Source organism: Sphaerisporangium fuscum, assembly GCF_018531465.1.
In the GTDB taxonomy this organism is placed as follows: domain Bacteria; phylum Actinomycetota; class Actinomycetes; order Streptosporangiales; family Streptosporangiaceae; genus Sphaerisporangium; species Sphaerisporangium fuscum.
On sequence record NZ_JAHDTF010000026.1, the window covers coordinates 42554 to 69259 of the forward strand.

The following is a 26706-nucleotide window of genomic DNA, read 5'->3' on the forward strand; positions in this document are numbered from 1 at the left end:
TCACGGGGCGCCCGGATCCGTCGATGGCACCCTCTGAGACGCGAACCGCACGGTGATGGACAGGCCGCCCTCGGGGCGCGCGACGGCGGTGAGGGCGGCGTGGTGAGCTCGGGTGACGGCGTGGACGATGGCGAGGCCGAGGCCGTGGCCGTCGCGGCCGCCGTGACGGTCACGCGCCAGTCTCTGGAAGGGTTCGAAGAGCCGCTGGATCTGGTCGCCGGGGACGACCGGCCCGCTGTTGGTGACCGTGAGGACCGCCTGGGTGCCGGAGGTCTGAGTGGTGATCCGGACATGCCCGCCGCGGTGGTTGTGGCGGATGGCGTTGTCGATGAGATTGGCGACGAGGCTTTCGATCAGCTTCGGGTCCCCGGCGGTGACCGCAGGCGTCAGGTGTCCGGCGAGGTCGATGCCTTTCTGTGTCGCCTGCCGGCGGCGGGAGGCGAGCACTCCTTCGGCGAGCCGGGCGAGGTCGAGGGTGTCCCAGCGGGCGACGCCGCGCTCGCTGGTGGCCAGGGCGAGCAGTGCGTGGACGAGCCGCTCCTGGTGCCCGCCGAGAGCGAGGGCCTCCTGGCAGGCCGAACGCAGGGAGTCGGCGTCGGCATCCGGGTCGGCGAGGGCGACTTCGAGGAGGGTGCGCAGGCCGGCGAGAGGGGTGCGCAGCTCATGGGAGGCGTTGGCGACAAAGTGACGTTGGGCGTCGAAGGACGCCTGCAGGCGGGCGAACAGGTCGTCAAGGGTGTGGCCGAGTTCGGTGAGCTCGTCCATGGGCTCGCCGAGGTCCAGGCGCCGGTGGAGGTCGCCGGCGGAGATGACCTTGGCGGTGGACGTGATGGCACGCAGCGGACGCAGGAACCGGCCGGCGACGAACCAGCCGAGAGCCAGGGCGACGGGAATCAGAACGACCAGGGCGACGGCGGACCCCGCGAGGAGTTGGGGCAGGCTGATCCCGGACCCGGACCCGTTTCCGGTGATCGCGCTGGACGAGGGGCGGCCGACGGGTTGGGCCGCGTAAATGCCGGCGAGCGGGACGTCGACGAACACGAGCACGAAGACCCCGGCGGCGTAGATGCCCGCCGCGTAGGCGAGCGCGAGCCGCTTCTGCAAGGACCTTTTGGCGGCGAGTCGCTGTGCGGTCACGACGATCCGATGCGGTAGCCGCCTTCGCGAACGGTCTCGATCACGGGCGGGGCGCCCAGCTTGGCCCGTAACCGGTGCATGGTGTGCTTGACGGCGCTGCTGAAGGGGTCGGCGGCCTCGTCCCAGACGCGTTCGAGCAGTTCCTCGGCGGAGATGACCACACCCGGTACCGCGAGCAGGCATTCGAGCAGGGCGAACTCCCTGGGGCTCAGGTCAAGGCGCCGGCCGGCCCGGGACGCGGTGCGGCGGGCCGGATCGAGGGTGATGTCCCCGCACGCGAGGGTGGGCGGTAGCGGCGGGGTGGCGCGGCGGGCCAGGGCACGGACGCGGGCGACCAGTTCGGCGAACGCGAACGGCTTGGGCAGGTAGTCGTCGGCGCCGAGGCTGAGCCCGTCGACGCGGTCCTCGATCGTGCCGGAGGCGGTGAGCATCAGTACGCGGGTCTCACAGCGGCCGTGGGCGAGCCGCCGGCAGATCTCGTCCCCGTGGACGCCGGGCAGGTCACGGTCGAGGATCACCACGTCGTAGCGGGTGACGGCCAGGCGGTCGAGGGCGGCGGTTCCGTCCAGGACGACGTCGACGGCCATGCCCTCGCGGCGCAGCCCGGTTCCGATGGAACGGGCGAGGATCTCGAAGTCCTCGACGACGAGGACCCTCACCGCCGCTCGCCGCCGGCCGTCGTACGGGAGGGGCGGCCGGGTTCAGGTGCCATGCCTCAACGATGCCAGATCCCCGGTCGCAGCCGGGTCGCGGCGGCCGCGACCCGGCTGGAACCGGGTGCCCCGTACAACCGTCGGCATGAACGCATTCACGCCTCGCCGATCCAGCCGCCGGGCCGGGCAGGACGGCTTCCCCCAGGTGCTGCACGCGGAGTGGACCAGGTTCCGCACCGCGTGGGGCCGGGTGCTGGCCGTGGCGGCCTCCGTCCTGGTCACCGTGTCGCTCGGGCTGCTGATCGCCGGGGGTGTCCGCACCACGTGCGTGACCGGGAAGGGCGAGGGCCCCTGCCCCGCGCCCTTGCTGGGACCCGATGGCACGGCGGTGGCGGACAAGTACTACTTCGTGCACCAGCCGCTCGAGGGGAACGGCAGCATCACCGCCCGTGTGTCGGACATGACCGGGCAGATCCGGCTGCCGGACGCCGTACCCGGGGTGCGCAACGTCGTGGAGGGGGTGGTGCCGTGGGCGAAGGCCGGGCTCCTGGTCAGGCAGAGCCTCAAGCAGGGCACACCGTACGCCGCCGTCATGCTCACCGGAGATCACGGCGTGCGGATGCAGTACAACTACGTCCACGACGTACCCGGCGGTCCGCACGACGGCCCCCAGTGGCTGCGGCTGACCAGGTCGGGCGGCACCGTCACCGGCTACGAGTCGGACGACGGCAAGACGTGGACCGAGGTCGGCACGGTCAAGCTGGCCGGCCTGCCGGAGAAGGTCGAGATCGGGCTGTTCGCCACCTCACCCGGCGCCTTGTGGGAGTCGGCGGAAGCCTTCGCCCAGGCCACCGCCACCTTCGACCAGATCACGCTGCAGGGAGCGAACGGTCCGTGGCGCCACGACGACGTCGGCGTCGTCCTGGAGTCCGACGGCAGGACACCGCATCACCCGGGCGGGGTCGTCGAGTCCGGCGGCAAGCTCATCGTGACCGGGGGTGGTGACATCGGGCCCGCCACGGTGGAGGGCGGTGTGCGCGCCGACCTCATGCTGATCGGCGGGGCCGTGGGGCTGATCCCGGTGCTCGTGGTGGCGGTCACGTTCGTCACGGCGGAACGCCGGCGCGCGCCGGTCGGGACCGGCCTGCCGGTCGCGCCGCATCCGGCGCGCCTGCTGGCGGCCAGGGCCGCGGTGGTCGGCGCGGTCGCGTTCGTGGCGGGGCTGGTGTCCTCGGGGGTCGTGGTCCCTGTCGGCCTGGCGATGGTGCGCGCGAACCGGAACCCGGTGCAGCCGATCACCCTGGGGACCGAGTCGCGGGTGATCGTCGGCTACGCGGCGCTGACCGCGGCCGCCGCCGTGCTGGCTCTGGGCCTCGCCGCGCTGGTCAGGTGGGGCGTCGTCGCCATCGGGCTGGCCATCGCGCTGGTCGTCGTGCCCTACCTGCTGGCGACCGCGGGTCTGGCCCCATGGCTGCTGCTGATCACTCCTGCGGCCGGGTTCGCGGTCACGCAGAGCGTCCCCACGTTCGCGCATGTGGACGTCGGCCCGTCGCTGCTCGTGGGTCACTACCCGCTCCCGCCATGGGCGGGGTTGACCGTGACCTGCGGGTACGCGGCCCTCGCCTTCGGGGCGGCGATGGCCGTACACCGCAGGAAAGCGCCACGCTGAGGTGCGGGGCCGAGCTCATCCGGCGCGGCGGTGGGCGCGGTGGGCCAGGTACAGGCCGGCGGCGACGATCGCCCAGGCCGCGGTGGCGATCGCCAGGGCGAGCGCGGCGGGGACCCGGGTGGCGAGCAGCCAGACGCCGGCGGCGAAGGCGATCATCCCCACCGCGCCCAGCGCCGCGCCACGGGCGTCCTGCTCGACCGGAGCACGCCTGTGCTCCTCCTCCTCGATCAGCGTCAGCGTGGCGGCCAGGGTGGCGGGGAACGCCAGGAAGACGCCGCCGGCGACCGGCCCCCACAGCGCTCCGACGATCCCGGCGACCACCGAGACGGCCGCGCCGAAGGCGAAGCGCAGGGCCATGCCGCCGGGATGGACTTCCCGCAGCTTCGACGGCCGCAGCCGGATCCTCTCCTGCTCGCTCATGCGATCAGCAACCAGCCCGCACCCGCCACGGCGGCCCATACCGAGACCGCGACCGCCGACCCCGCGATCGCGCCGAGGCGCCGCACGAGGGGAACGGCCACGGCGCAGTACACGACCAGGGCCACCGAGCCGACGATCATGCCGAGCGCGGACTCGGAGAGGGTACGGTCCCCCGAATGCAGCGCCGTGACGATCATCCCGGCCAGGGCCACCGACGGCCCGGCGGCGAAGATCCCGGCGAACCGCTTCGGAGTCACCAGCTCGCCGATCATGGCGAAGGCCATGACCAGCAGGCCCCCGAACACCCCACGTACAGCGATCAACAACACCTGGCTCATGGCGACCTTCCCGAAGCATCGCGGTCCCCGCCGGCCGGCTGCCGTGCCACGACCGGCGGACTATGGATCGTCGATGCCCCGCGTCCACCCCGTCATGCCTGCCGGCCTGGCGGCCGTCACCGGGGGACGCGGACCACGCCGAGGACGTTCGTCCCGAACAGAGCCGTCGAACCGCCCCGGCCTTCACGCGGTGGCCGGGGCGGCCGCGTGCGGGGAGCGGGCAAGGGTGCGGGTGAAGCGGCGCAGGAGGAGGACGGCCGTGGCGGCGAGGCCGCCGAGCAGGCCCAACCAGACGCCGAGGATGCCGAGGTCCGCCGCGAAGCCGAGGAGCACGGCGGCGGGGAGCCCGATCGCCCAGTAGCCGGCCAGGGTGATCCGGAAGCCGCCCTTGGTGTCGTCCAGGCCGCGCAGCAGGCCGACGCCGATGTTCTGGGCGCAGTCGAAGAACTGCAGCACGGCGGCGACGAGCAGGAGCCGGACGGCGACTCCGGCGGCGACCTCGTCGTGCCCGCCGAAGAAGGGGGCCAGCACCAGCCGGGGAGCGGCCACGTAGAGGACGGCCACCAGTGCCGTGACGGCCGCCGCGCAGGCCAGAGCCGTGTTCTTCAGGCGCCGGGCCGCTTTCCGGTCGTCCAGGGCGAGCTCGCGGCTGACGCCGATGGACGCGGCGTGGGACAGGCCGACGGCGATCTGGAAGACGATGTAGACGAGCTGGTTGACGGCGGTGTGCGCGGCGAGGGCGGCGGGGCCGAACGTGCCCACCAGCAGCGCGACCACCGAGAAGAACCCCGCCTCGGACCCGTATGTCGCCGCGACCGGGACGCCGAGGCCGATCAGGCGGCGCAGGGTCGCCTTCCGGGCCTTCCAGGCCCGCAGGGAAAGCAGCGGGGCCAGCAGAGGGTCGCGCCGGGCGGAGGCGTACAGCGCCAGGAACGACAGCAGGTGGACCAGGGTCGTGGCGAGGCCGATGCCCGGCAGGCCGAGCTCCGGGAGGATCCAGGTGCCGTGGATCAGTCCCCAGTCGAGGGCCGCGTTGACGGCGACGGAGGCGAGGGTGATGCGCAGCAGCGCCTGGGGGCGGCGCATGCCGACGGTGAACTGCCGTACCGCCTGGAACCACAGGCAGGGGAGCAGGCCGGGCGCCATGGCGTAGAGCACCGTCTCGGCGGCCTCGACGACCCGCGGATCCTGGCCGAACCAGGTCATCGCGTGCCCGATCAGCATCATCAGCACGGCTCCGGCGACTCCGGCGAGCGTGGACAGCAGCAGGCTCGCGCGCAGGAGGTCACGGATCCCCTCCCCGGCGATCGCGTCGCCGGACGCACGGCTCGCCCCGTCCCGGGGCTCGTCGTCCGCGCCGCGCCGTGTGCCGGCGCCGGTCCCGGTGTGGGCGGCGGCCGCGGCGATCTGGTTGGCGACGGCGGTGACCAGGCCGACGCCCATCGTGCGCAGCTGGTTGAAGACGACGATGGCGAGGCCGCCCGCTGCCAGCGCCTGGGTGCCCATCAGGCTCATCATCACCGTGTCGGTGGTGGTCAGCGCGACCTGGGCGAGCTGGGTCAGGGCGAGCGGCACGGCGAGCCCGGCGAGGGCGCGGCCGTCGGCGAGCAGCCGGGAGACGGTGACCGGGAGGCGGGAGCGGGTGGTCGGCATGAGGTCGGGTTCCTAAAACGTCCGGCGGAACTTCATCAGCGTCTCCTCGATCTCGCGTTCGACCTCGGGGGCGACGAGGCCGCGGGCGTGCATCCAGTCGTCGTCGAACACGGTGTCCATGTACTTCTCGCCGCCGTCGTTGACCAGCGCCACCATGGTCGCGCCGGGAGGCAGGGACGCGAGCCGGGTCAGGGCCTCGTACACCACGCCCCCGGCGGAGCCACCGATCAGCAGGCCGGTGCGGCGGGCCACGACCCGGGCGGTCGCGAACGCCTCCACGTCGCCCACCTTCACGCCCTCGTCGATGAGGTCGAAGTCGACCAGCGCGCCGATCGAGGCCCCCTCGGGCGTGCCGGTGCCCGACTGGTAGTACTCGTGGGCGGGCCCGCCGAAGGCGATGGACCCCTTCGGCTCGACGCCGACGATCCGCACGTCCGGCACGGTCGCGCGCAGGGCGCGTCCCGTCCCGCACAGCCCGCCGCCGGTGCCGACCGCGCCGACGAGCACGTCGATCCGCCCGTCCAGGGCGGCGTCCAGCTCGCGGGCGACGGGGTGGTAGCCGGCGGCGTTGGCCGGGTTGTCGTGCTGCTCGGTGAAGAACGCGCCGGGGGACTCCCGGGCCATCCTCGCGGCGAGCTCCTCCCGGGCGGCGGTGGCGAGTTCCTCGTTCCCCTCCTCGGCGACGTACACCAGCTCGGCCCCGAGCGCTTTCATGCCGCGCAGCTTGCCGGCGCAGGCGTGCCGGTCGACGACGGCGGTGAAGCCGTACCCCCGTTCGGCGGCGACGACGGCCAGGCCGAGGCCGGTGTTGCCGGAGGTGGACTCGATGATCCGGCCACCGGGCCGCAGCCGGCCGCGGTGCTCGGCGTCGAGCACCATCTGGCGGGCCATGCGGATCTTGGCGGTTCCGGTCGGGTTGAACTGCTCCAGCTTGAGCAGCAGCCGGCTGTCGTTCTCGGTGCGGCAGAGCTCGAACAGCGGGGTCGCGCCGATGAGCTCCGAGACGCGGGTCACGACGGCGGGACGGCGGAGCGGGTCGTGCATCGCGACTCCCTAGGGACGGCGGTCGAGGCGCCAGCGGACGCCGTGCGGGACGGGCTGGACGGACGGGGTGGTGACCACGACCTTCGGCGGCAGCGGCAGGTCGTGGAAGGACGACTCGTTGGAGTCCATCTGGTAGCCCGCGGTGTTGAGGTAGACCAGCAGGTCCCCGGCGGCCGGCGGGGTGGGGAAGGGGACCTTGCGCCAGGTCACCATGTCGGACTCCAGGCAGGTGGCGCCGCCCACGCACGCCGGGTACGGCCCGGGGCCCGGCGCGTCCGCGCCGGTGCGCGCGTCGTCCGGGGGAGTGCGGCGCACGAGCACCGGGTCGGGCAGGTACTCGCTGTTGAACCACTGCTCGGACAGGCTGAGGCTGGTGCCGTCCACCGTGAGGATCGCGTAGCCATCACGCGGCTTGACGCCCCGCACGGTGAAGACCGTGAAGCCCGCCTGGTCGAGCAGCGCCCGGCCGGGCTCGGCCAGCAGCCGTACCCCCGAGGAGCGCGACAGCTCGGCCAGGGTGCGGTCCTCGCCTTCGGGCGTCGCCGCGAGGATCGCCCTCAAGGCCCCGGCCCCGGCCGTCGGGGAGTGGTAGGGGTAGAAGCCGGGGAACGTCCTGCCCGCGTGGTAGTGCCGGGGCTCGTGGGGGTCGAACCGCCGCCAGTCCTCCGCCGGCACGTAGTCGACGGCGAAGCCGCCGCCGATGCTGACGCTGTCGCACCGCAGCCCCATCCGCCGGGCCCGCAGGCACAGGCGGACCGAGTCCGCGGCGAGGTCGGCGCGCGGCCGCACGTCGTACCCCGGCAGGTGGAAGGCGAAGCCCTCCACGGTCACCAGAGGCGCCGCCGAGCGGCAGCGCGGGAGCGCGAGGTCCAGTTCGCGGTCGTCCATGCCGAAGCGGCTGTCCGGCTGCGCCGGCGGCAGGCGGCGCAGCAGCAGCCGCGCCGGGCGGTCCAGCGCGGCCGCCAGCGCGATGACGCGGTCGAGCTCGTCGAGGGCGTCCACGGTGACGAGCGCGCCCTGGAGGACGGCGATCTCCAGCAGCCGGTCGGGCTTGGCCGGGCCGGTGACCACGAGATCCTGGCCGCGTACGCCCTGGGCGAGCGCCTCCCGCAGTTCGCCGCCGCTGGCCACGTCCACGCCGAGGCCCACGGCGGCGGCGCGCTCGGCGAACACCGCGGCCTTGTTCGCCTTCTTGGCGAAGTACACCCGGCCGTCCACGCCGGCCTCGGTGAACGCGGTGCGGAAGGCGGCGGCGTTGGCGTCGAACCTCTCCGGGAGGAGCACGTGGTACGGGCCGCCGAAGGCGTGCGCCAGCTCGTGCAGCAACGCCGCGCCGCGCCGTCCGCGCACCAGGGCCCGCACCTGCCCGGTGGTGTGCGCGGGAAGCGAAGCGGCCTGAAACGTCATCGCCACAGGTCCACCTCCGTGCCGAGGCCCTGGGCGAGGGCGAGCTGCGCGAACCGGTGCCCGAGGGCGATGTCGGTGACGACCAGGCCGCTGTTGTAGGCGAAGACGCGCTGCCCGTCGCCGGTACGGCCGGCGGTGCGCCCTGCCAGGACGTCGGGGAACTCCGCGTCGACGTCGGGAAGCCGGCCGTTCTCGTCGGCCATGTCGGTGCCGGTCACCCGCATCTGGGCGGCGCTGGTGGCGACGATCCGGTCCGCCCGGTGCAGGGTGGAGGGGGCGAGCCCGTGGCCGACGAGGACCGACAGCGCCGAGGGCTTGAGCCAGTCCGCCTCGACCGTCGCGGGGGTGCGCGGGCCCGCCGTGGCCACCACGACGTCGGCGTCGGCCGCCGCCGCGCGCAGGTCCTCCACGACCTCCACCTCGCGCTCGGGGAAGTACGCGCGCAACCGCTCCCGTACCGCGCGTATGCCGTCCGGGTGCGTGCCGAACACCGCAAGGCGCTCCAGGTCCGGCAGCGTGGTCAGCAGGAACGGCAGGGCGAGCCGGCCCTGGGTGCCCGTGCCGATGACCAGGGCGCGGCGGCTGCCGGGCGCGGCGAGCTCGCGGGCGAGCAGCGCCGAGACCGCCGGGGTGCGCAGCGAGCCGATCCGGCCGCAGTCCATCATCGCCACCGGCAGGCCGGTCCGGTCGTCGTAGATCGTCAGTGTGGTGTAGTAGCGCTGCTCGCCGCGGTCCGCCTGGAGCCCGTGCTTGTAGGAGGTCTTGATCGCCACGACGTCGCGCACCCCGTCCCGGCCCAGCATGGCGTAGGCCACGGAGTGCCCGTCGCCGGGCTTGACGGTGAGCTTGCGCGGGTTGTCCGACCGCCCGTCTGCGAGGGTCCGGTAGGCCTGCTCCACGACGGAGACGACGTCGGCGAGGCCGATGTCGATGCCGGCCAGGTCGCCGGTGCCGAGGACGCGCAATGTTCGGTCGTCCGGGGACACGCCGTCCTTATCGGGGCGGGTCACGCGAACGCCTCGACGGCGACCTGGCCGTAGCCGTGTTCGTGCCGCTCGGCCGGCGGGCGGGTACGGCGTCCCGCCACCCGCACCGACGTCCGCTTCAGCCAGCGGTCGGTGCCGTCGTAGCGGGCCTGGAAGGGGACGCGGCCGTGTACGGCGACGTCGTTGTCCACGACGAGGATCTCGCCCGGCCGCAGGCTCACCGCCACGGACACGCGGGCGAGTTCGTCACAGAGGCGGTGGTAGGCGGCGCGATGCTCCTGCGGCGCCCGTTCCAGCGGGGTGTAGGCGGGATCGAAGCGCAGCGTGAGGCCGTCCCCGGCCCGCCACAGTGTGGGCACGGCCGGCGGCTCGCCGGGATACCCCTGGGCCTCGGCGTAGGCGTCGTCCGGCAGGATCGGCAGCACGGGCCGGGACAGCAGCTCGACATCGGCCTCCGGCAACCTGGTCCGGCGGACGCAGGCGGCCGTGGTGGCGACGTCGTCGTGGTTGCGCATGCAGCCGAGGATCAGCAGGTGGGCCCGCCCCGGGTGGAAGGCGTCCTCGGTGTGCGGGCTGAGCAGCACGCTGCTGCTCGCGCCGGTCTGCTCCTCCTCGTGGCCGGGCGAGGGCAGGATGTTGTGCACGAACCGGCCGTCCTGCTGTCCCTCCCAGGCGATGGGCGTCCCCATGGCACTGGAGACCAGCAGCAGGGCCACGTCGTACAGGGCGGCGGCGTCGCCGGCGGCCGACCAGTGCCGTGGGGTGGGGCCGATCGTGTCGTCGTCGACGTGCAGGCCGCGGAGGACGAACAGGCCGTCGGGGGTGTCGACCGGCCGGCACGCGTGCCGCAGGCCGTCGCCGAGGGAGGCCGCCACCTGCGGCGCCCTCCTGAGCAGGCCGGGGTGGGCGGGTGAGCCGAAGTCGCCGAGCAGGGTGCGGGCGGCTGTGAGGAGTTCTCCCGCCAGGTCCTGGTCGAGCGGGCGGACGGGGGTGGGTCCGGGTTCCATGCGGTGAACCATCCGTTCGGGTGCGGGGGAGGGGATCGCGGTCCGCCGTCGTACGGGCATGGCGGAAGAGGCCCTGGGGAGCGCGGGACCTCGTCCTTGAGCGCGCTCGTTCCGGCGACCGAGCAGGAACCTAACCCGCGCGGATCACTTAGGCAAGCCTTACCTAAATATTGCGCAATCTCGCGACACGGCCTTGCGTGGGGGCAAAAATAAGGATAGGCAAACCTAAGAAACGTCAAACTCCTGCGAAGCGAGGACATCGGTGGACCTGACGAGACGTCGGCTCATGGGGGCGGGCGGTGGCCTGGGCGCGGCCCTCCTGCTCGCCGCCTGTGGAGGGGGCGGTGACGCCATGCCCGCCCGATCCCTCCCGCCCGCCGCGCCGGGTGAGCCCCGGCGCGGCGGCACCCTCCGTGTCGGCGCGCTCGGCCGCGCCGGGGCCGTCACCCGGGACCCGCACGGCACCCAGGCCAACGAGAGCGACTATCTGATCATCAGCCTGCTCTACGACACCCTCACCGTGCCCGCCGGCAGGACCACCACGGCACCCAGGCTCGCCACCGGCTGGGAGCACTCGGGCGACCTGAAGACCTGGCGCTTCACCCTCGCCGAGGGCGCGAGGTTCCACGACGGCTCACCGGTCACCGCCCAGGACGTCGTCTTCTCGCTGCGCCGCCTGCGCGCCACCCCCGCCGGGACCTCCCGGCTGCCCGGCATCCAGGCCGCGAACATCACGGCCGACGGCGCCCGCACCGTCGTCCTCGTCTCCGACTACGCCAACGCCGAACTGCCGCTGCTGACCCGGCTGACCACCTTCGTGATCCCCAAGGACACCCCGGACGAGGCGATCGGCACGGCGCCCGGCAGCGGGCCGTTCCGGCTCGACTGGTACCGCGCCGGCAACGCCCGCCTGGTGCGCAACGACGGCTGGTACGGCGGCACCGTGCACCTGGACGCGATCGAGGTGCGGATCTTCGAAAGCCCGCAGGCCATGGCCAACGCCCTGCTCGCCGGCCAGATCGACCTGGCCTCCAACGTCGGCGCCGTGGCCGCGCGCACCGTCCGGGGCCGTCCGGACGTCCGGACGGTGCGCCGGCCCGACGACATGGCGATGCCCATCGTCATGCGCACCGCCGACGGGCCGTTCGCCGACGCGCGGGTGCGCCGGGCGCTGCGGCTGGCGGTGGACCGGGAGGCCATGGTCAGGCAGGTCCTGTCGGGGTACGGCTCGGTGGCCAACGACATCATGGGCACCGGCGACCCCGCCTACGCCCGCGACATCCCGCAGCGCGCCCGCGACCTCGCCACGGCCCGGCGGCTGCTCCAGGAAGCCGGCTTCGACACCTCCCGGACCTACGAGCTGTACACCACCGAGGACATCGCCGGGCTGGCCGAGTCGGCCACCCTCTTCGCCACCCAGGTGCGCGAGGCGGGCGTCGACATCAAGGTGGTCAGGCAGGAGTCCGGGACGTTCTGGGACAAGACCTGGCTCAAGGGCGACCTCTACACCACCTACTGGGGCACCAACGACTCGGTGATCTTCTTCGCCGGCAAGACCATGGTGTCGGGCAGCGGGCAGAACGAGGCCGGGTGGAAGGACGCCGGCTTCGACGCGGCCTACCGGCAGGCCATCGGCACAGCCGACGCCGGCGCGCGCGGCCGGCTGCTGCGGAGATTGCAGGAGATCGAGCACGAGAGGTCCGGTTACCTGCTGTGGGGCATGGCCGACGGCATCGACCTGGCCACCTCCGCCGTCCGCGACCTGCCCACGCTGCCGGGGTACGGCCGGGTGCGACTCGAGCGCGCATGGCTGGCGGTCTGACACCCCGGGCGCGGCGCGTCATGCTCGTGCCGGGCCGGATCGCCGTCCTGGCGGCGAAGCGGGCCCTGCCGCTCGTGGCGCTGCTCGCGCTGGTCTTCGCCACCGTCGAACTGCTGCCCGGGGACGCCGCCACCGCCACCGCCGGACGCGGCGAGAGCGCCGCCGACCTGGAACGGCGGCGGCTGCTGCTCGGCCTGGACCGGCCCGTCCTCGAACGCTTCTGGGACTGGATGAGCGGCCTCCCGTCCGGCGACCTCGGCACCTCCGCCCGGGGCGAACCCGTGGCCCGCCTGCTCGGCGGCGCGTTCCCCGGCACCCTGACGCTGGGCGGGCTCGCGCTGCTGCTCACCGCCACCTGCTCGCTGGCGCTCGGCTGCTGGGCGGCGCTGCGGCCCGGCGGGCTGGTGGACCGGGCCGTCTCCGGCTCGGCGACCGCCGTCCTCGCGCTGCCGGAGTTCGTGGTGGCCGTCGCCCTCGTGCTGGTGTTCTCCCTGTGGACCGGCTGGCTGCCCGCCGTCACCATCACCGGCGCGGACGGCTCACCGGCCTCATGGCGGATGCTGGTGCTGCCCGTCCTCGCCCTGACGATCCCCCAGACCGGCTGGAACACCCGCATCGTGCGCGCCGCCCTCGCCGACGAGGCGCGGGCCCCCCACGTGGAGACCGCCGTTCTCGACGGGCTGCCGCCCCACCGCGTCCTGACCCGTCATGTGCTGCCCGGCGCACTGCCGACGATCACGGCCGGCCTCGCCACCTCCACCGGCATGCTGCTCGGCGGCGCCGTCGTCGTCGAGACCCTCTTCAACCATCCCGGCATCGGCTCGGTCCTCGCCGGAGCCGTGACCGACCGCGACACCCCCGTCGTCGCCGGGGTCACGGCGCTGACGGGGGCGGTCATCAGCGGCGTCCTGCTGCTGGCCGACGCCGTGCGCGATCTGATGTCCGGAGGCCGACGGTGAGGCCGCGCCGCGGGCCGGTGCCCGGAGGCCGCCGATGACCGTCCGCCACGTGTCCCGGACCGTCGTGCGGGTGCTGCCCGCGCTGCTGCCGGCCGGCCTCGCCCTGGCGGGCCCGTGGCTCGCGCCGCACGCCGTCGACGTCCCCGTGACCGCCCCCTACGCCCCGCCGGACGGCGTGGCCCCGCTCGGCGGGGACCAGCTCGGCAGGGACGTCCTGAGCCGGCTGCTGGCCGGAGGCGCCGACCTCGTCGTCTCGTCCCTGGTCATCGCGGTCCTCGTCACCGGTGCCGCGGCGCTCCTCGGCGCCGTCGGCGCGCTGCGGCCCGTGGCCGGACGGGTCGTCGAGCGCGTGGCCGACGTCCTGATGCTGCTGCCCGCCGTGCTCGGGATTCTGCTCATCGCCCTGTCCTGGCCGGACGGCGGCAGGCTCGCGGTCGTCGCCGCCGCCGTCGTCCTGGGGGTGCCCTACGCGGTGCGGCTCGCGGCGGGGGCGGCGGCACCGGTGGCGGCCTCCGGTCACGTCGAGGCCGCGGCCGCCGGCGGCGAGCGGCTGTGGCACCTGGTCGTCCGCGACGTGCTGCCGAACCTGCGCTCCACCCTTCTGGCCCTCTTCGGGCTGCGGTTCGTCGCCGCCGTGTACGTCGTCGCCACGGCGGGGTTCCTCCAGGTCGGGCCGCAGCCACCGGCCCCCGACTGGGCGCTGATGATCCGCGAGAACGGGCCCGGCATCCTGCTCAACCCATGGGCGGTGGTCGCTCCCGGGGCCGCGGTCGGGCTGCTCGCCATGAGCGTCAACCTGGCGGCCGCCGCCCTGATCCCGCGGTCCGGCCGCAAGGCAGTGAAGATCCTGTGAAACGCCCCCTCCGCGCCCCGGTCGTCCGGGTGTCCGAGCTCACCGTGGCGGCCCTCGACGGCCGTCCGCTGCTGGAGCGGGCCTGCCTGGAACTGTCCCCCGGCCGGCTGGTCGCGCTCACCGGGCCCTCCGGCGCGGGCAAGACGACCCTGCTGCGGGCCGTCACCGGCCACCTTCCTCCCGGTACGGCACGCGTGGCCGGCCGCGTGGAGGCGTTCGGCCACGACGTGCTCGCCCTCGCCGAGGGAGGCGACCGCCGGCTCCGCGATCTGCGCCGCAGGCGGCTCGCCTACGTCGGGCAGGATCCGGGTTCGGGGCTCAACCCGCGCATGCGCGTCCGCTCCCTCGTCCGCGAGCTCGCCGCCGACCGCGGCCGGGGGGACGCCGTGGCGGCACTCCTCGCCGAGGTCCGGCTGGCCGACGGGGAACGGCTGGCCCGCAGGCGGCCCGGCTCCCTGTCGGGCGGGCAGCAGCGACGGGTCGCCCTCGCCCGCGCCCTGGCCCGCCGCCCCGAGGTGCTCCTGCTGGACGAGCCCACCGCGGGATTGCACCCCGCGCTGCGCGAGGAGATCGGCGAGCTGCTGCTCCATCTCGCCCACGTGCGCGGCCTCGCGGTCGCCTTCTCCTGCCACGACGCCGGCCTGGTCTCCCGTCTCGCGGACGACGTGGTGGAACTCGGCGCCGCCGCGCCCCGGCCCCGCGTCGTCCCCGGGCTGCGGGCAGGCGGGGACGCGCGGTCCGCCGCCGCGTACGGGGGGCGCGCGCCCGCCGCCCGCGACCTCACCGCGATCTCGCGGCCCGCCGCCGAGCCGTACGAGCCGGGCGTGGCCCTTCTCCAGGTGCGCGGCCTGGAGGTGACGCTGGGGGGCGTGCCGGCGCTGCGCGGCGTCGACCTGACCGTCGCCCGTGGCTCCTCGGTGGGCATCGCCGGAGCCTCAGGGGCCGGCAAGACGACGCTCGTGCGAGCCGTCGTCGGCCTGCTACCGGTCACCGGCGGCACGGTCGGCCTCGACGGCGTCCCCCTCGCGGGAGGGCTGCGCGGGCGCGACCGGGAGCAGCGCCGCAGGATCCAGCTGGTGACGCAGGACCCGCTCGGCGCGCTCAACCCGAGCCGGACGGCCGGCGCCGCCATCGGCAGGCCGCTGCGGCTGCACCGGCGCTGCCCGCCCGCTGAGGTGCCGGCCCGGGTGGCGGAGCTCCTGGAACAGGTGGGCCTGCCGGCCGCGTACGCCGGGCGCCACCCGCATGAGCTGTCGGGCGGGCAGCGTCAGAGGGTCGCCATCGCGCGGGCACTGGCCGTGGGCCCCGACGTGCTGATCTGCGACGAGGTCACCTCGGCGCTCGACCCCGCCACGGCGGCGGCGGTCATGGACCTTCTGCTCGGCCTGCGCGACCGGCACGGGCTGACGCTCGTCCTGATCAGCCACGACATACCGCTGATCGCCGCACGGACCGGCGCTCTCGCCGTCCTCGACGCGGGCCGGATCGTGGAGTCCGGCCCCACCGCCGAGGTCCTGGCCCGGCCGTCGCACGCGGCCACCCGCGCCCTGCTCTCCCAGGCGCCCGTTCTCGCGTCCCCCCGATCGGGAAGGGGGTGATCATCTGGCATTGCCGGCCGCGACGAGGTCGGCGAACTCCACGGCGAGCGGCGAGAGCGCGCTCCACTCACGGACGGCCCAGCCGACCGTGAGCGGCGTCAGGCACGGGACGGGAACGGCCCGCACCGGGCTGCCGGGGGAGAGCGCCAGGCGGGGCAGGGCCGGGAGGATCGCGTGCCCGATGCCCAGCTCGGCGAGGAGTACCGCGGTGTCCCAGTCGGCGACCCCGACCGGCGCCGGAGGACTGAAGCCGAGCCGGACGAAGTCGTCCTCCAGCCGCTGCCGGGACGACGAGTTCTCCGGGTGGGCGATGTGGCGGATGGCCGGGAGGTCCTCGGGATGGATGACGTCCCGTGCGGCGAGGGGATCGTCCACGTGGACGACGAGGACCCAGGGCAGGTCGAGGACCGGCCGCTGCCGGATGCCGGGCGGCGGCTCGCCGAGCGTGATCCACGCCAGGTCCACCCGGCCGCCGTGCAGGAGCTCGACGCAGCGGCGGGCCGAGTGCGCCGACCGGAAGTCGAGGGTGACGCCGGGGTGACGGCGGCGGAAGGCCATGATCGCGTCGGCCATGAAATGGCGCACCGTCACGCCGCCGGTGGTGATCGCCACCGTACCGCCGTCGCCGTCGCGGAGCTCGGCGAGCCGGCGCATCGCGGTGTCCAGGGAGGCGATCCCTCCGAGGGCCGCCTGGTAGAGGATCCGCCCCGCCTGGGTGGGGACGACGCCGCGCGGCCGGCGTTCGATCAGCGGCAGGCCCGTCTCGCGTTCGAGCCGTTTGACGTGCTGACTGACCGCCGACTGTGTGCGGGACAGGGCGCGGGCGACGGCGCTGAGGTTGCCGGCCTCGTACACGGCGACGAAGACGCGAAGGTCGTCGAGAGTCACATGCCCCAAGGTATCCCTGGGGTGTGCCCAAGGAAATCCAGGAATTGACTGGGGTCGGCGGGAATCTGAAGATGACGTTCAGAAGCCGCGGGCGAGGCACCGCGGACTTGGCGGCAACCCGTCAGCGGTGCCGTCCGGCCATCCGGCGTCCCGGGACGCACGGCTCAGGCGCCGGCCGGTGCCGCTGACGGGTGCCGACCGCGAGAAGGGCTGGGGCGAGGCATGGGCGAGGGCGTGACCGTGGCGGCCGGTGCCGTGATCGGCTTCCTGGCCGCCAGAGGCGCGGGGGAGATCGCGCATCCGGGCGGAACCCTGCTGGCCCACCTGGAACGCGTCCACGCCACGCTCGACCGGTGGGGCGCCCGGCCCGCGCTGCGGCTGGCCGGGCTGTGCCACGCGTTCTACGGCACCGACGGGTTCCCCTCCGCGCTCGGCGAGGTGAATCGGCGGGAGGAACTCGCCGCGCTCATCGGCGAGGAGGCCGAGGCGCTCGTCTACCTGTACGGCGGTTACGACCGGCACCACTCGACGATGCCGCTCGGCGATCCCGGATGCCCCTTCAGAAACCGTTTCACGGGCGCGGTGCTGTACCCGCCGCCGCCGCTGCGCCGCGACTTCGCCGAGATCACCGTCGCCAACGAACTGGACCTCGCCCACGTCGACCCCGGCTTCCGCGCCGAGCACGGACCCGGGCTGTACAGGCTGTTCACCTCCTGGCAGGACCTGCTGAGCGCGCCCGCGCGAGGCGACGTCGAGGACCTCCTCGGCTGACCCGGCCCGCACCGCCGGCCGGAGAACGCGCCCCGGCCGCTGTCAGCGGGGCCGGGTGAGGAAGCGCCGCAGGCCCGCGGCGACCCCTTCGGTGGGCACCGTGACGGCGAACCACGACGCCTCCACGGCCAGGCCCTCGTCGATCGGCAGGTTGATCCCGCGGGTCACGGCGGCCAGGCACGCCGTCACCGCCGGCGCGGGATGCCGGATGACGCGCCGGGCCAGGTCCCGGGCCTCGTCCATGAGGTCCCCGGCCGGGACCACCTTGTTGACCAGGCCGATCTCCCGTGCGTGCTCCGCGTCCACGGGGTCGCCGGTGAGGATCATCTCCAGGGCGCGCTTGCGGCCGGCGTGCCGGGGCAGCCGCTGCGAGCCGCCGAACGGCGGTGGGAAGCCCAGCGTGATCTCCGGCTTGGCGAAGGTGGCGTGCCCGGCGGCGACCGCCAGCGGCGCAGCCTCGACGATCTCGCAGCCGCCGCCGTACGCCAGGCCGTTGACGGCGGCGATGACGGGTTTGGGGAAGGTCTCGATCCGCCGGGTGAGCCCCTGACCCCTCCGGACGATCTCTCGTAGCGCCCGGTCGACACCTCCGGCGATGCTGCGGGACAGGTCGCCGATGTCGGCGCCCGCGCTGAACGCCCGCCGCCCCGACCCGGTAAGGATCACCGCCCGGGTCCCGTCGTCGGCCTCGACCTGGTCGAGTACGGTCGCCAGGCCGTCGATGGTGGCGTAGTCGAGGGCGTTGAGCTTTCCCGGACGGTCGATCGTGATCGTGGCGACGGCGTCCTCCCGGTGGACCCGCACGGTGCCCGCCCGGTCGAAAGGGGAACCGAGGCCCGGGGCAGGGGTGGTCGTCATGGGCGGGGGGCTCCGATCGGGTTCGGTACGGGGATGACGCCGGTGTCGACGAGGTGGCGGCTGATCGGGGCGGCCAGCCGGATGGCCTCCTCGACGCCGGTCTCGCCGAGGGTGGTGACCGGGTCGGCGGCGAGCCGGTCGGTGGCGTTCTCGACCTCCCGCCGGAGGGCTCCGCCGGTCTTGGTGAGCCGGGAGTCGCGGTCGAGCAGCCCGCGGGCCACCAGCCTGCGCCGCGCCTCCTCCCATTCGCCGTCGGTCCAGCCCCGGCTCTTCTGCAGAAGCTCCCGGGAGACGTTCCCGGTGGCGGCATGGGTCAAGGTCGCCTCGATGCCGGTGAGCCCGCTGTGGACCACGGCGATGGAATGCCCGTCTCCGCGGTGCTCGCGCAGGACCGTGGTGGCCAGCCAGAGCCGTCCGGCGACGTCGGCGGGGCGGGGCACCCGCGACCAGGCGGCGGCCAGCGGCCGGGCCTCGTGGCCGCAGCCCGCGACCGCGCTCTCGAGGAGTTCGGCCAGGTGTTCCAGGACCCCGCGCCCCATCGTCGGGAGGACCCGCCGGACGGCGGCCCGCACCGCGCCGAGGCGGGTGTGCAGCACCTTGTCCGGGCTCGCGTACGCCCACGCCTCGGGCAGGGCGTAGGCCACCTTCCGCGGCGCGAACGGGAACATCAGCGCCGCCGCGGTGACCGCGTCGACGGGGCCCAGCGGGGCCACACGCCCGGCGAAGTACCCCGTCCACCATCCGGGGAGCCCGATGGCCTTGGACGCCTCCGCCGGCTCGGGGGTGAAGTACGCGACGGCGTGGATCGGCTCGATCGCCTCCCAGAACCGCCGCGCCAGAGTGGGACTCGGATCCATGGCGCCGCTCCTCCCTGTTCATCGGGTCGTGTCACCAGCGTCTCCGTTGCCCGCACCCGGGTGACAGTGCCAATTTAGGGAAATGGACCAGGATCTCGGATGGTGGGTGCGGGTCGCCCTCGACGGCTGGCAGGCGGGCGGCGGCCCCCGCTACCAGCGGATCGCCTCCGGCGTCGCCCGCGCGATCGAGCGGCGGCTCGTGGACGCCGACCACCGCCTGCCCGCCGAGCGGTCGCTGGCCGACGCCCTGAGGGTCAGCCGGGGCACCCTCGTGCGCGCCTACGACGAGCTGGCGGAGGCCGGGCTGGTGGAACGCCGCCAGGGGGCCGGCACCTTCGTGCGGCCGAGGCCCGCGTGGACGCACACCCCGGTCGAGAACGCCGCCTCGGCGCTGCTGCGGCGCCGGCTCGCCTCCGGCCGGCCGGCCGGTGACGGCGAGACGATCGACCTGTCCCTCTCGGTGCCGGCGGGCGTCGACCACCTGCCGCCCGTGGACGGCGGCGTCCTGCCGCACGATCTCGAAGGGCACGGCCTGCACCCGGCCGGGCTGCCCGAGCTGCGGGACGCGCTGGCGGACCACCTCACGCGGTGGCTGCGCCTGCCGACCACGCCGGACCAGCTGATCGTCACCTCCGGTGCCCAGCACGCGCTGTCCCTGGTGGCCGCCGCGCTGGTCTCCCCGGGACGTACGGTGATCACCGGCTGCCCGACGTACCCGGGGCTGGCGGGGGCCGTGGCGGTGCACCGCGGCCGTCTCGTCGGGGTGCCCGTGGACGCCCTCGGCGTCGACGCGCACGCCGTGCGCCGGGCGGCCGGTCGCGCCCATTCGCCGCTGGTCTACGTCGACTCGGCGGCCAACGGCCCGACGGGCGCGGTGCTCGGCGCGTCGCGCCGCGAATCCCTGCTCGGCACGGTACGGCGGCGCGGCGCCGTCCTGGTGGAGGACCTCGCCCAGGCCGGCCTCACCCTCGGGGACGGCGGGGGACGGCCGCCGGCGCCCCTGGCCCACGGGGAGCGCCCGGCCACCGAGGACGACCGGGATCCGCCGGCGATCCCCCTCGCCGCCGGGGACGACTCGGTGATCGCGGTCGGCTCGCTGTCGAAGATGTTCTGGGCGGGCCTGCGGATCGGCTGGGTCCGGGCGCCGGACCCGCTGCGCGACTACCTCCTTCGGATGCGCTCGGCGAGCGACCTGGCGCCCGGGGTGCCCGCGCAGATCATCGCCGCCCGCCTGCTCACCGCCGCGGACGCGGCCTGGCGGGACGGCCTGCGGCGGGCCCTGCGCGAGCGGCGCGACCTGCTGCTGGACCTGCTGGCGCGCCATCTCCCGGCCTGGCGCGCCGAGGTCCCCCGGGCAGGGTCGTCGGTGTGGGTCACCCTGCCGGTCACCGAGAGCGAGACCTTCGCCCATCTGGCCGCCCGGTACGGCGTCATCGTGGCCTCCGGGGCGACCGCCTGCGTCGACGGCAGGCACCACGACGGCGTCCGGCTGTCCTTCGCCGAATCCCACGCGACCCTGGAGGCGGCCGTCGACCGGCTCACCGCCGCCTGGGAGGAGCACGCCCGCCGCCTCGCCACCGGCCGCTGAGACCCGCGGCGGGAAAGACGGTTCACCCGCCCCTGCCGGGTAGAGGGGTCCCATGAAGCGGACCGTCAACATCCGGGCGATCGTGGCCTGTTTCGCGTTCATCCTGTTCCTCGCCGTCGCGCTGTACGCGGGGATCGAGCAGGTCTGGCCGTTGTTCATGGGTGCCGTCGCGCTGACGGCCATCTCCGCCGCCTACGCCCTGGTGGTGGGGGAGTGGTGGCGCACCACCCGCGGGGACGATTCGGTGCGGCCCGGCCGCATGTAGGTCGGGGACGACGGCGTTTCCCGCGCGAGCCCGGCTCTCCCCGGGTGGGCGCCGAACGAGGTCCGGTACTGTGATCGTTCGTCCCCGGGGCGATGAGGGCGATGGGGAAACCGGGTCCAGGGTGCCGCCGAAGGGCGGCCGACCGGCCGGCGTCGGCGGAGAAAGAGAGCGCATGCGCGACCAGACGATCAGCGATTTCCTGGAACGGCTCGCCGCCAAGGTGCCCGCGCCGGGAGGCGGGGCCGCGGCGGCGCTGCAGGCCGGGCAGGCCGCCGCGTTGCTGGGCATGGTGGCCCGCTACAGCGACGGCGAGAAGTACCGCGACCACGCCGGCACCATCGGCCGGGTCCGGGACGAGGCCGACCGGCTGCGCGGCGTCGCGCTCGGGCTGGCCGAGGACGACATGGCGGCCTTCGGCGCCGTCGCGGAGGCGTACAAGCTGCCCAAGGCCACCGACGAGGAGAAGCGGGCGCGGAGCGAGGCCATCGCGTCCGCGCTGGCCGAGGCGGCACGGCCGCCCGCCGAGACGGTGGCGGCCGCGTCCCGCCTGGTGGAGCTCGCCGAGGAGCTGCTCCCCGTCGGCAACCGCAACGTCATCACCGATGTGGCGGCGGCGGCCGAGGCGGCGCGTTCGGCGCTCACCACCGCCCGGGTGAACGTCGAGATCAACCTCGGCGGCGTCACGGACGACAAGGCGCGCGACGAGCTGGCCGCCGCGCTCGCGGGCGTCGACGCCCAGGTCGCCCGCGCCGACCGGATCACCGCCGCCGTCCGCGAGGAGATCGCGCGATGAGGCCGGTGGTGGAGCCGGCGGCCGTCACCGCGCGCGAGGAGATCGTCGGATGAGCGCGGCGGTGATGTCCGGCAAGGAGGTGGCCGCGGCGCTGCGGGCCGGGGCCGCCGAGCGGGCCGCCAAGCTGGCGGGGGACGGGCGGCGCCCGAGGCTCGCCGTGGTGGTCGCGACGGCCGACGAGTCCAGCGCCTGGTACGTCCGTTCGATCGCCGGGGCGGCGGGGAAGGCGGGCATCGACTGCGACGTCGTGGACCTCGGCCCCGGCGCCTCCCCCGGCGACATCCGGCGGTCGCTGGAGGGGCTGAGCGCCGACGACGGCGTCCACGGGATCATCCTGCAGACCCCGCTGCCGCGGGGCGCGACCCTGGAGGATCTCTCCTCCGCCATCGTCCCGGGCAAGGACGTGGACGGCGCCAATCCGCTGTCCCTGGGCCGGCTCGCGGCCGGCCTGCCCGCGTTCGCCCCGGCGACCGCCGAGGCGGTCGTCACGCTGCTCGAGCACCACGGCGTCGAGATCGCCGGGCGGCACGCGGTCGTCGTCGGCCGTTCCACCGTGGTCGGCAAACCGGCCGCCCACCTGCTGCTCGACAGGAACGCCACCGTGACCGTCGCCCACTCCCGCACCGCCGACCTCGCGGCGGTGACGCGGCAGGCCGACATCCTCGTCGCCGCCGCGGGCCGGCCCGGGCTGGTCACCGCGGCCCACGTCCGGCCCGGCGCGGTGGTGGTGGACGTGGGCACCAACCCCACCGACGACGGCGGCCTGGTGGGCGACGTCGACCCCGCCGCCGCCGAACACGCCGCCGCGCTCACGCCGGTGCCCGGCGGGGTGGGCCCGGTGACGACGGCCCTGCTCCTGCGCCACACCGTCCAGGCCGCCGAGGCCGCCCGGCCGTAGCGCCCCTGTACGTGCGAGCCGTACGGGACCGAAGTCCCGTACGGCTCGCGGTGAGCCGCAGGAGAGGGAGGCTCCGTGCGGTTCACCGTTCCGGGCCGTGGGGAGGCACACGCCCCGCGGTCCGGAGCCCGGACCCGGGACCTGGCACGGCCCGCGGATCCGGGAGCGCGGCCGGGCGGGAGGAGCCCCGCACGGCCGCGGCTCGTGGGGTCACTCGACGGTGACCACCGCCTTCGGCTGGACGGTCGTGCCCTCCACGTGGCCGGCCACGGTGAACGTGCCCGGCGCGGCGTACCGCGAGGGGTCGACGGCGTCCCAGGTGACCTTCACCGAGCTGTCCTTGGAGCCGTCGTTGTAGGTCGCCACGACCGTGGACGGCAGCGACGGCGCGGCGCCCGTCCTGGTCCTCACCGCCTCCTCGGCGATCGAGGTGATCGTCACCGCGGCGTTCGCCCGCACGTGGACGGTCGCCTGCACCGGGTCGCGCAGGCCCTCCACCAGGCCGGCGACGGCGAAGCTCGTGCCGCCCGTCCGCACCTGGTCCGCGGTGACCGGCTGCCAGGTCACCTTGGCCCGACCCCGCATGCCGTCGGCGTACACCGTCTCCACCGTCTCGGGGAGGGCGGGCAGCGTCCCGGCGAGCGTGGGCACGTGCACCGGCCGCACCCCGTCCGGCGGGACCGCGTAGGTCTTCCACTCCAGCAGGCCCACCGACGCGCCGCCCGACTCCAGCCGCACCCGCAGCTTCGTCGTGGTCACCGTGTCGAAGGAGACGGTGTTGTAGGCGTCCACGGCCGTCGGGTAGGCGGCGGCCCCGGTGACGTCCTTGAACGACTCGCCGTCCCAGTACTGGATCTTCCACGAGGCCGGGACGCGGACGCCGCCGCCGTCGTCGAAGAAGTAGACGCCGGACTTGTTCACCCGCACCGGCGAGGCCCATTCGAGCTGCGCCCACTGGGTGCCCTGCTGAGGCCAGGTGCCCCAGCGCGGGTTGGCGCCGTCGTTGGAGCGCGGCGGCTCCACGCCGTCGTTGATGGCGGCGACCTTCTCCCAGGGCGAGGTGTAGGAGGCGGTCGGGGTGGCGTACGGCGCGACGTTGATCTGGGCGCCGAGCTCACCGGCGGTCACGGTGACCGTCGAGGAGGCCGGCAGCGCGCCGTCGGAGGCGGTGAGCCGCACCTTGTAGGTCCCCGGCTTCGTGAACGACACCGTGGTGCCCGTCGCCCCGTTCGGGTCGGTGAAGAACGCCTCGCCCGGTCCGTCCACGACGCTCCACGCCGTGGTCAGCGTGCCGGACGGCAGGCCGTCGTCCTTGACCACCGCGTTCAGACGGGCCTGGCCGGGCCGGTTGAACGTCTGGTCCTGCGTGGCGAGCACGTACGGCGGCTTGTTGACCGCCTTCGGGGCCTTACCGCCGGTGAAGTACGCCTGCACCTCCTTCAGCCCCGTGGAGTACCCGGGGCGGTGGGTCACCAGCACCCGCAGCCTGCCGGTGGTGACGGACGGGAAGCGCACCTCGTTGAGGTTGGCCCTGGGGTAGGCCGGGTCCTTCGCCTGGCGCGGGACGTCCTTCCAGGCGCCGCCGTCGAGGTACTGGACGGTGTAGAGGGCGGGCTCGCTGTAGCCGTTCACCGCGCGGTCGTTGGAGAAGTACAGCCGCACGTCGTCCACCGGCCGCGCGGAGCCGAGGTCAACCTCCAGCCAGTCCTGGGCCTTGCCCGAGCCCTTGCTGCCCCAGAACGGCTGGTTGATCGTGAAGCCGTCGACGGCCCCGGCCGGGTCGCCGAAGGAGGCGGTCGCGCCCTTGACCAGGTCCGGCTCGGGGGAGCGCAGGTCGACACCGGCCTTCTGGAACATGTCCTCGATCCGGTCGCCCTTCAGCGCGACCTCGGCGGGGGCCTTGAGCTGCGGCGCGCGCTCGGCGTGCAGCACCGTGCCGCCCTCCACCGTGCCCGTCGCGGGGTCCCACACGGCGTGCGCGAGGCCGGCCAGGGTGACCTTGCGCCTGCCGTCGATGAAGATCGAGTAGCCCTCGGGCACGCCCCGGTAGTGCGTGGCGCCGTCACCCGGCTTGTCCCACACGATGCTCAGGTCGTGTCCCCGGTAGTCGATGTCGTTGACGGTGAAGTGGTCCCAGCCGATGTCGATCGGCCACAGCTCGACCTTGGCGTCGCTGCGCGGGCGCAGGCCCATGACGTCCTCGATGACGGTCCAGTTGCTGCTGCCGAGGATCGTGTGGTGGATCCAGGAGCGGTAGCCGATGGACTTGGTCCGCGGGTTCCAGTCGGCCCAGAACTCGTTGGCGTCGGGGTAGCGGGTGTCGCCGCCGATGTACTGCGCCCAGGCGTTCCAGTACAGCAGCTGCTTGTACATCTCCGGGGTGATGTACGGCGAGGAGTACTCGCGCAGCGCCCTGGAGAACAGCGAGAACTGCCGGGTGGAGTTGATCTGGGAGAAGTTGTTGCTGCCGGGGTGGCCCTGCGCCGCGGCCTCCGCCTTGTCCTTCTGGTCGGCGGTGAAGGTCGGGAAGACGGGGTACTCCGCGGGGTCGGTCCACAGCCGCAGCGCCTCACGGTACTTCGGGTCGTCCGCCGGCACCAGGCCCACGCTGAACGGGATGTAGTTGTTGGACTCCTTCCACGGGATCAGGTTGCCCGTCTGCAGGTCGCGGTGCTCGAACACCTTGTTCTTGTCGTCCCACAGCAGGCTGAGGATGCCGTTCCGCACCTTGCCGGCGACGGCCTTCATCTCGGCGGCCTTGGCGTCGTCGCCGACCAGGGCGTACGCCTGCGCGGCGGCCTCGGCGTTGGCGTACACGTAGGCGCCTTCGAGCCGCTCGTTGGCGCGGTTGTAGTAGTGGAAGGAGACGGCGTCGGCGTCGTTGCCCGTCATCGCCTCCCAGTCGTACTCGATCACGCCGTTGTCGTTGGAGTCGTAGGCCTTCAGCTGGCCGTAGACGTCCTTCTCGGCGTACCGGGCGAGGTTGCGCAGGATGCCGGGCCGGCCGCCGTGCAGCTGGTAACTCTCCAGCGCGGAGGCGCTGATGTACTGGGTGTAGCTGTTGCTCCAGTTCTCGGGGTCGCCGGGGTTGTCGGTGTACTTGGAGTTGCGCGACACCTCGCCCGCCGACACCCACGGCCCGTAGGAGTAGATCGGGTCCCGCAGGTACTTCAGGTCCTGGAGGAACATCGGGATGGTCAGCGCGATCGCGTTGTTGTACCCGAGCGCGCCCTCCACGGAGGTGGGGAACTGGTAGTCGTTGCCCGGGATGTCGGCGTCCAGGAAGTTGAAGCGCATCAGCCACCAGCGGTAGTAGACGAACTTCTTGATGTTCTCGTCCGGGACGTCGATGTAGGGCAGGTTGTCGGCCCACCAGGCGTTGTAGTCCTGCAGCTGCCGCCGCAGCGCCGTCTCCGGCGAGCGCCCCTTGTAGGCGTCGTACTCCTGGCGCGACCCCGGCAGTTCCTCGGTGACGAAGCCCATCTGCACCTTGGTCCGCACGGTCGCGCCCGGCGCGATCGACAGCGTCCCCTTCAGCTTCCCGTCGGCGGCCTTCAGGCCGTCGCCGCTCAGCCTCGGGAAGATCGTCGTGAGCCGGTTCTTGGCGGTGACCACGCCGGTCAGCTCGCGGTCGCCGTCGGCGGTCCTCGCGTACGGCGATGTCACCTCCACCGGCACGTCCCGCGCGGCGGTGCCCGTGTTGGTGACGGCCAGGGTGGTGACCGCGACGTTCTCGTGGGTGATGAACTTGTCGACGCTCACCGCGAGCCCGTCGCCGCCGTACTCGCCCTTCCAGTGGCTCGGCATCTGCAGCCGCTTGGCGACGTCCTCCCGCAGGTCGGTGCCGAGCGAGATCGAGTAGGCGTCGCGGTTGTCGATGCTCTCCCAGTAGGCGACGCTGCCGCCGAAGCCGACGACGGAGGGGTCGTGCTCCTTCATGAACAGCGCCCGGCCGCGCGTCATCAGCCACGGCCCCGCCGGGTCGTCGCCCTGCCGGGCGAGGATGCGGTCGATCCAGTACGAACCGCCGCCCTTCTCCTTCTTGTAGATCTCCTTCAGCATGTGCCGGGTCTCGTACTGAACGGGCTCATCGGGCACCGGATCGGCGCCGGTGAAGACGGGCATGCCGAGGGCGTCCTGGTCCGCGACGGCCGGCGGCGCGGCCACGGTCAGGCCGCCCGCGAGCACCAGGGCGGCAAATCCGGACAGGATTCGACGCAACGGAGCCTCCTGGGGGTTGCG

Annotated in this window: 23 protein-coding genes; 10 read left to right on the top strand and 13 right to left on the bottom strand. The window is 74.0% G+C overall.

Annotation, left to right across the window (positions count from 1 at the left end; all coding sequences use genetic code 11):
• A complete protein-coding gene (locus tag KIK05_RS30810; protein WP_214414396.1) occupies nt 1-1137 on the bottom strand; it encodes a sensor histidine kinase in 1137 nt (378 codons plus the stop codon).
• Nucleotides 1134-1796 carry a response regulator transcription factor gene (locus tag KIK05_RS30815; RefSeq protein WP_214414397.1) on the bottom strand — a complete coding sequence of 221 codons (663 nt, stop codon included), beginning with the start codon at nt 1794-1796 and terminating at the stop codon, nt 1134-1136. Before KIK05_RS30815 ends, KIK05_RS30810 begins: the two co-directional genes overlap by 4 nt.
• A gap of 139 nt (nt 1797-1935) precedes the next feature.
• Between KIK05_RS30815 and KIK05_RS30820 the strand changes: the two genes are divergently transcribed.
• Nucleotides 1936-3459, top strand: a complete 1524-nt coding sequence (locus KIK05_RS30820) for a DUF1349 domain-containing protein (protein ID WP_214414398.1) — start codon at nt 1936-1938, stop codon at nt 3457-3459.
• A gap of 15 nt (nt 3460-3474) precedes the next feature.
• Here the strand turns inward: KIK05_RS30820 and KIK05_RS30825 are convergent, their stop codons facing one another.
• From KIK05_RS30825 to KIK05_RS30855, 7 genes are all read right to left on the bottom strand, one after another.
• The gene (locus KIK05_RS30825; protein ID WP_214414399.1) at nt 3475-3879 is read right to left on the bottom strand and encodes a DUF3147 family protein; all 405 of its coding nucleotides are present in this window, start codon (nt 3877-3879) and stop codon (nt 3475-3477) included.
• Complete coding sequence (locus KIK05_RS30830; RefSeq protein WP_214414400.1) at nt 3876-4217, bottom strand: DUF3147 family protein; 342 nt, start codon at nt 4215-4217, stop codon at nt 3876-3878. The genes KIK05_RS30825 and KIK05_RS30830 overlap by 4 nt, the downstream gene beginning before the upstream one ends.
• Nucleotides 4218-4400: 183 nt before the next feature.
• Nucleotides 4401-5870, bottom strand: coding sequence for an MATE family efflux transporter (locus tag KIK05_RS30835; RefSeq protein ID WP_214414401.1), 1470 nt, complete (start codon nt 5868-5870; stop codon nt 4401-4403).
• Nucleotides 5871-5882: 12 nt separating this feature from the next.
• Nucleotides 5883-6914 (bottom strand): cysteine synthase family protein, encoded by a 1032-nt coding sequence (locus KIK05_RS30840; RefSeq protein WP_214414402.1) that lies wholly within the window; start codon nt 6912-6914, stop codon nt 5883-5885.
• 9 nt (nt 6915-6923) lie between these two features.
• Entirely contained in the window at nt 6924-8321 is a 1398-nt protein-coding gene (locus KIK05_RS30845; RefSeq protein ID WP_214414403.1) for a type III PLP-dependent enzyme domain-containing protein, read from the bottom strand.
• Nucleotides 8318-9331 (bottom strand): ornithine cyclodeaminase family protein, encoded by a 1014-nt coding sequence (locus KIK05_RS30850; protein ID WP_308250186.1) that lies wholly within the window; start codon nt 9329-9331, stop codon nt 8318-8320. The genes KIK05_RS30845 and KIK05_RS30850 overlap by 4 nt, the downstream gene beginning before the upstream one ends.
• Complete coding sequence (locus KIK05_RS30855; protein WP_214414404.1) at nt 9328-10314, bottom strand: TauD/TfdA family dioxygenase; 987 nt, start codon at nt 10312-10314, stop codon at nt 9328-9330. The genes KIK05_RS30850 and KIK05_RS30855 overlap by 4 nt, the downstream gene beginning before the upstream one ends.
• A 262-nt stretch (nt 10315-10576) precedes the next feature.
• On the opposite strand from KIK05_RS30855, the gene KIK05_RS30860 reads away from it, so the two are divergent.
• The 4 genes from KIK05_RS30860 to KIK05_RS30875 are packed head-to-tail and all read left to right on the top strand — an operon-like array spanning nt 10577 to nt 15546.
• A complete protein-coding gene (locus tag KIK05_RS30860; RefSeq protein WP_214414405.1) occupies nt 10577-12136 on the top strand; it encodes an ABC transporter substrate-binding protein in 1560 nt (519 codons plus the stop codon).
• On the top strand, nt 12121-13095 hold the full coding sequence (locus KIK05_RS30865; RefSeq protein WP_250563751.1) for an ABC transporter permease: 975 nt from the start codon (nt 12121-12123) through the stop codon (nt 13093-13095). The genes KIK05_RS30860 and KIK05_RS30865 overlap by 16 nt, the downstream gene beginning before the upstream one ends.
• Nucleotides 13096-13129: 34 nt before the next feature.
• Nucleotides 13130-13948, top strand: coding sequence for an ABC transporter permease (locus tag KIK05_RS30870; protein WP_214414406.1), 819 nt, complete (start codon nt 13130-13132; stop codon nt 13946-13948).
• The gene (locus tag KIK05_RS30875; protein ID WP_214414407.1) at nt 13945-15546 is read left to right on the top strand and encodes an ABC transporter ATP-binding protein; all 1602 of its coding nucleotides are present in this window, start codon (nt 13945-13947) and stop codon (nt 15544-15546) included. The genes KIK05_RS30870 and KIK05_RS30875 overlap by 4 nt, the downstream gene beginning before the upstream one ends.
• Here KIK05_RS30875 and KIK05_RS30880 read toward each other — a convergent pair whose 3' ends face one another.
• The gene (locus tag KIK05_RS30880) at nt 15547-16434 is read right to left on the bottom strand and encodes a LysR family transcriptional regulator (RefSeq protein WP_214414408.1); all 888 of its coding nucleotides are present in this window, start codon (nt 16432-16434) and stop codon (nt 15547-15549) included.
• 222 nt (nt 16435-16656) lie between these two features.
• Here KIK05_RS30880 and KIK05_RS30885 point away from each other — a divergent pair, with 222 nt between their 5' ends.
• Complete coding sequence (locus KIK05_RS30885) at nt 16657-17205, top strand: DUF6817 domain-containing protein (RefSeq protein ID WP_250563754.1); 549 nt, start codon at nt 16657-16659, stop codon at nt 17203-17205.
• A gap of 42 nt (nt 17206-17247) precedes the next feature.
• Here KIK05_RS30885 and KIK05_RS30890 read toward each other — a convergent pair whose 3' ends face one another.
• Both KIK05_RS30890 and KIK05_RS30895 read right to left on the bottom strand, forming a co-directional pair.
• Nucleotides 17248-18063: an enoyl-CoA hydratase-related protein gene (locus KIK05_RS30890; protein ID WP_214414409.1), complete on the bottom strand. Its 816-nt coding sequence runs from the start codon at nt 18061-18063 to the stop codon at nt 17248-17250.
• A complete protein-coding gene (locus KIK05_RS30895) occupies nt 18060-18920 on the bottom strand; it encodes an SCO6745 family protein (RefSeq protein ID WP_214414410.1) in 861 nt (286 codons plus the stop codon). The genes KIK05_RS30890 and KIK05_RS30895 overlap by 4 nt, the downstream gene beginning before the upstream one ends.
• A gap of 82 nt (nt 18921-19002) precedes the next feature.
• On the opposite strand from KIK05_RS30895, the gene KIK05_RS30900 reads away from it, so the two are divergent.
• The 4 genes from KIK05_RS30900 (at nt 19003) to KIK05_RS30915 (ending at nt 22464) form a co-directional block, all read left to right on the top strand.
• Nucleotides 19003-20508, top strand: coding sequence for an aminotransferase-like domain-containing protein (locus tag KIK05_RS30900; protein WP_214414411.1), 1506 nt, complete (start codon nt 19003-19005; stop codon nt 20506-20508).
• Nucleotides 20509-20560: 52 nt separating this feature from the next.
• Nucleotides 20561-20773 carry a hypothetical protein gene (locus KIK05_RS30905; protein WP_214414412.1) on the top strand — a complete coding sequence of 71 codons (213 nt, stop codon included), beginning with the start codon at nt 20561-20563 and terminating at the stop codon, nt 20771-20773.
• A 172-nt stretch (nt 20774-20945) separates the two neighbouring features.
• The gene (locus KIK05_RS30910; protein WP_214414413.1) at nt 20946-21566 is read left to right on the top strand and encodes a cyclodeaminase/cyclohydrolase family protein; all 621 of its coding nucleotides are present in this window, start codon (nt 20946-20948) and stop codon (nt 21564-21566) included.
• Between the two features lie 49 nt (nt 21567-21615).
• Nucleotides 21616-22464, top strand: coding sequence for a bifunctional 5,10-methylenetetrahydrofolate dehydrogenase/5,10-methenyltetrahydrofolate cyclohydrolase (locus tag KIK05_RS30915; protein ID WP_214414414.1), 849 nt, complete (start codon nt 21616-21618; stop codon nt 22462-22464).
• A 210-nt stretch (nt 22465-22674) separates the two neighbouring features.
• Here the strand turns inward: KIK05_RS30915 and KIK05_RS30920 are convergent, their stop codons facing one another.
• Nucleotides 22675-26685, bottom strand: a complete 4011-nt coding sequence (locus KIK05_RS30920) for an Ig-like domain-containing protein (RefSeq protein ID WP_214414415.1) — start codon at nt 26683-26685, stop codon at nt 22675-22677.
• Between the last annotated feature and the right edge of the window lie 21 nt (nt 26686-26706).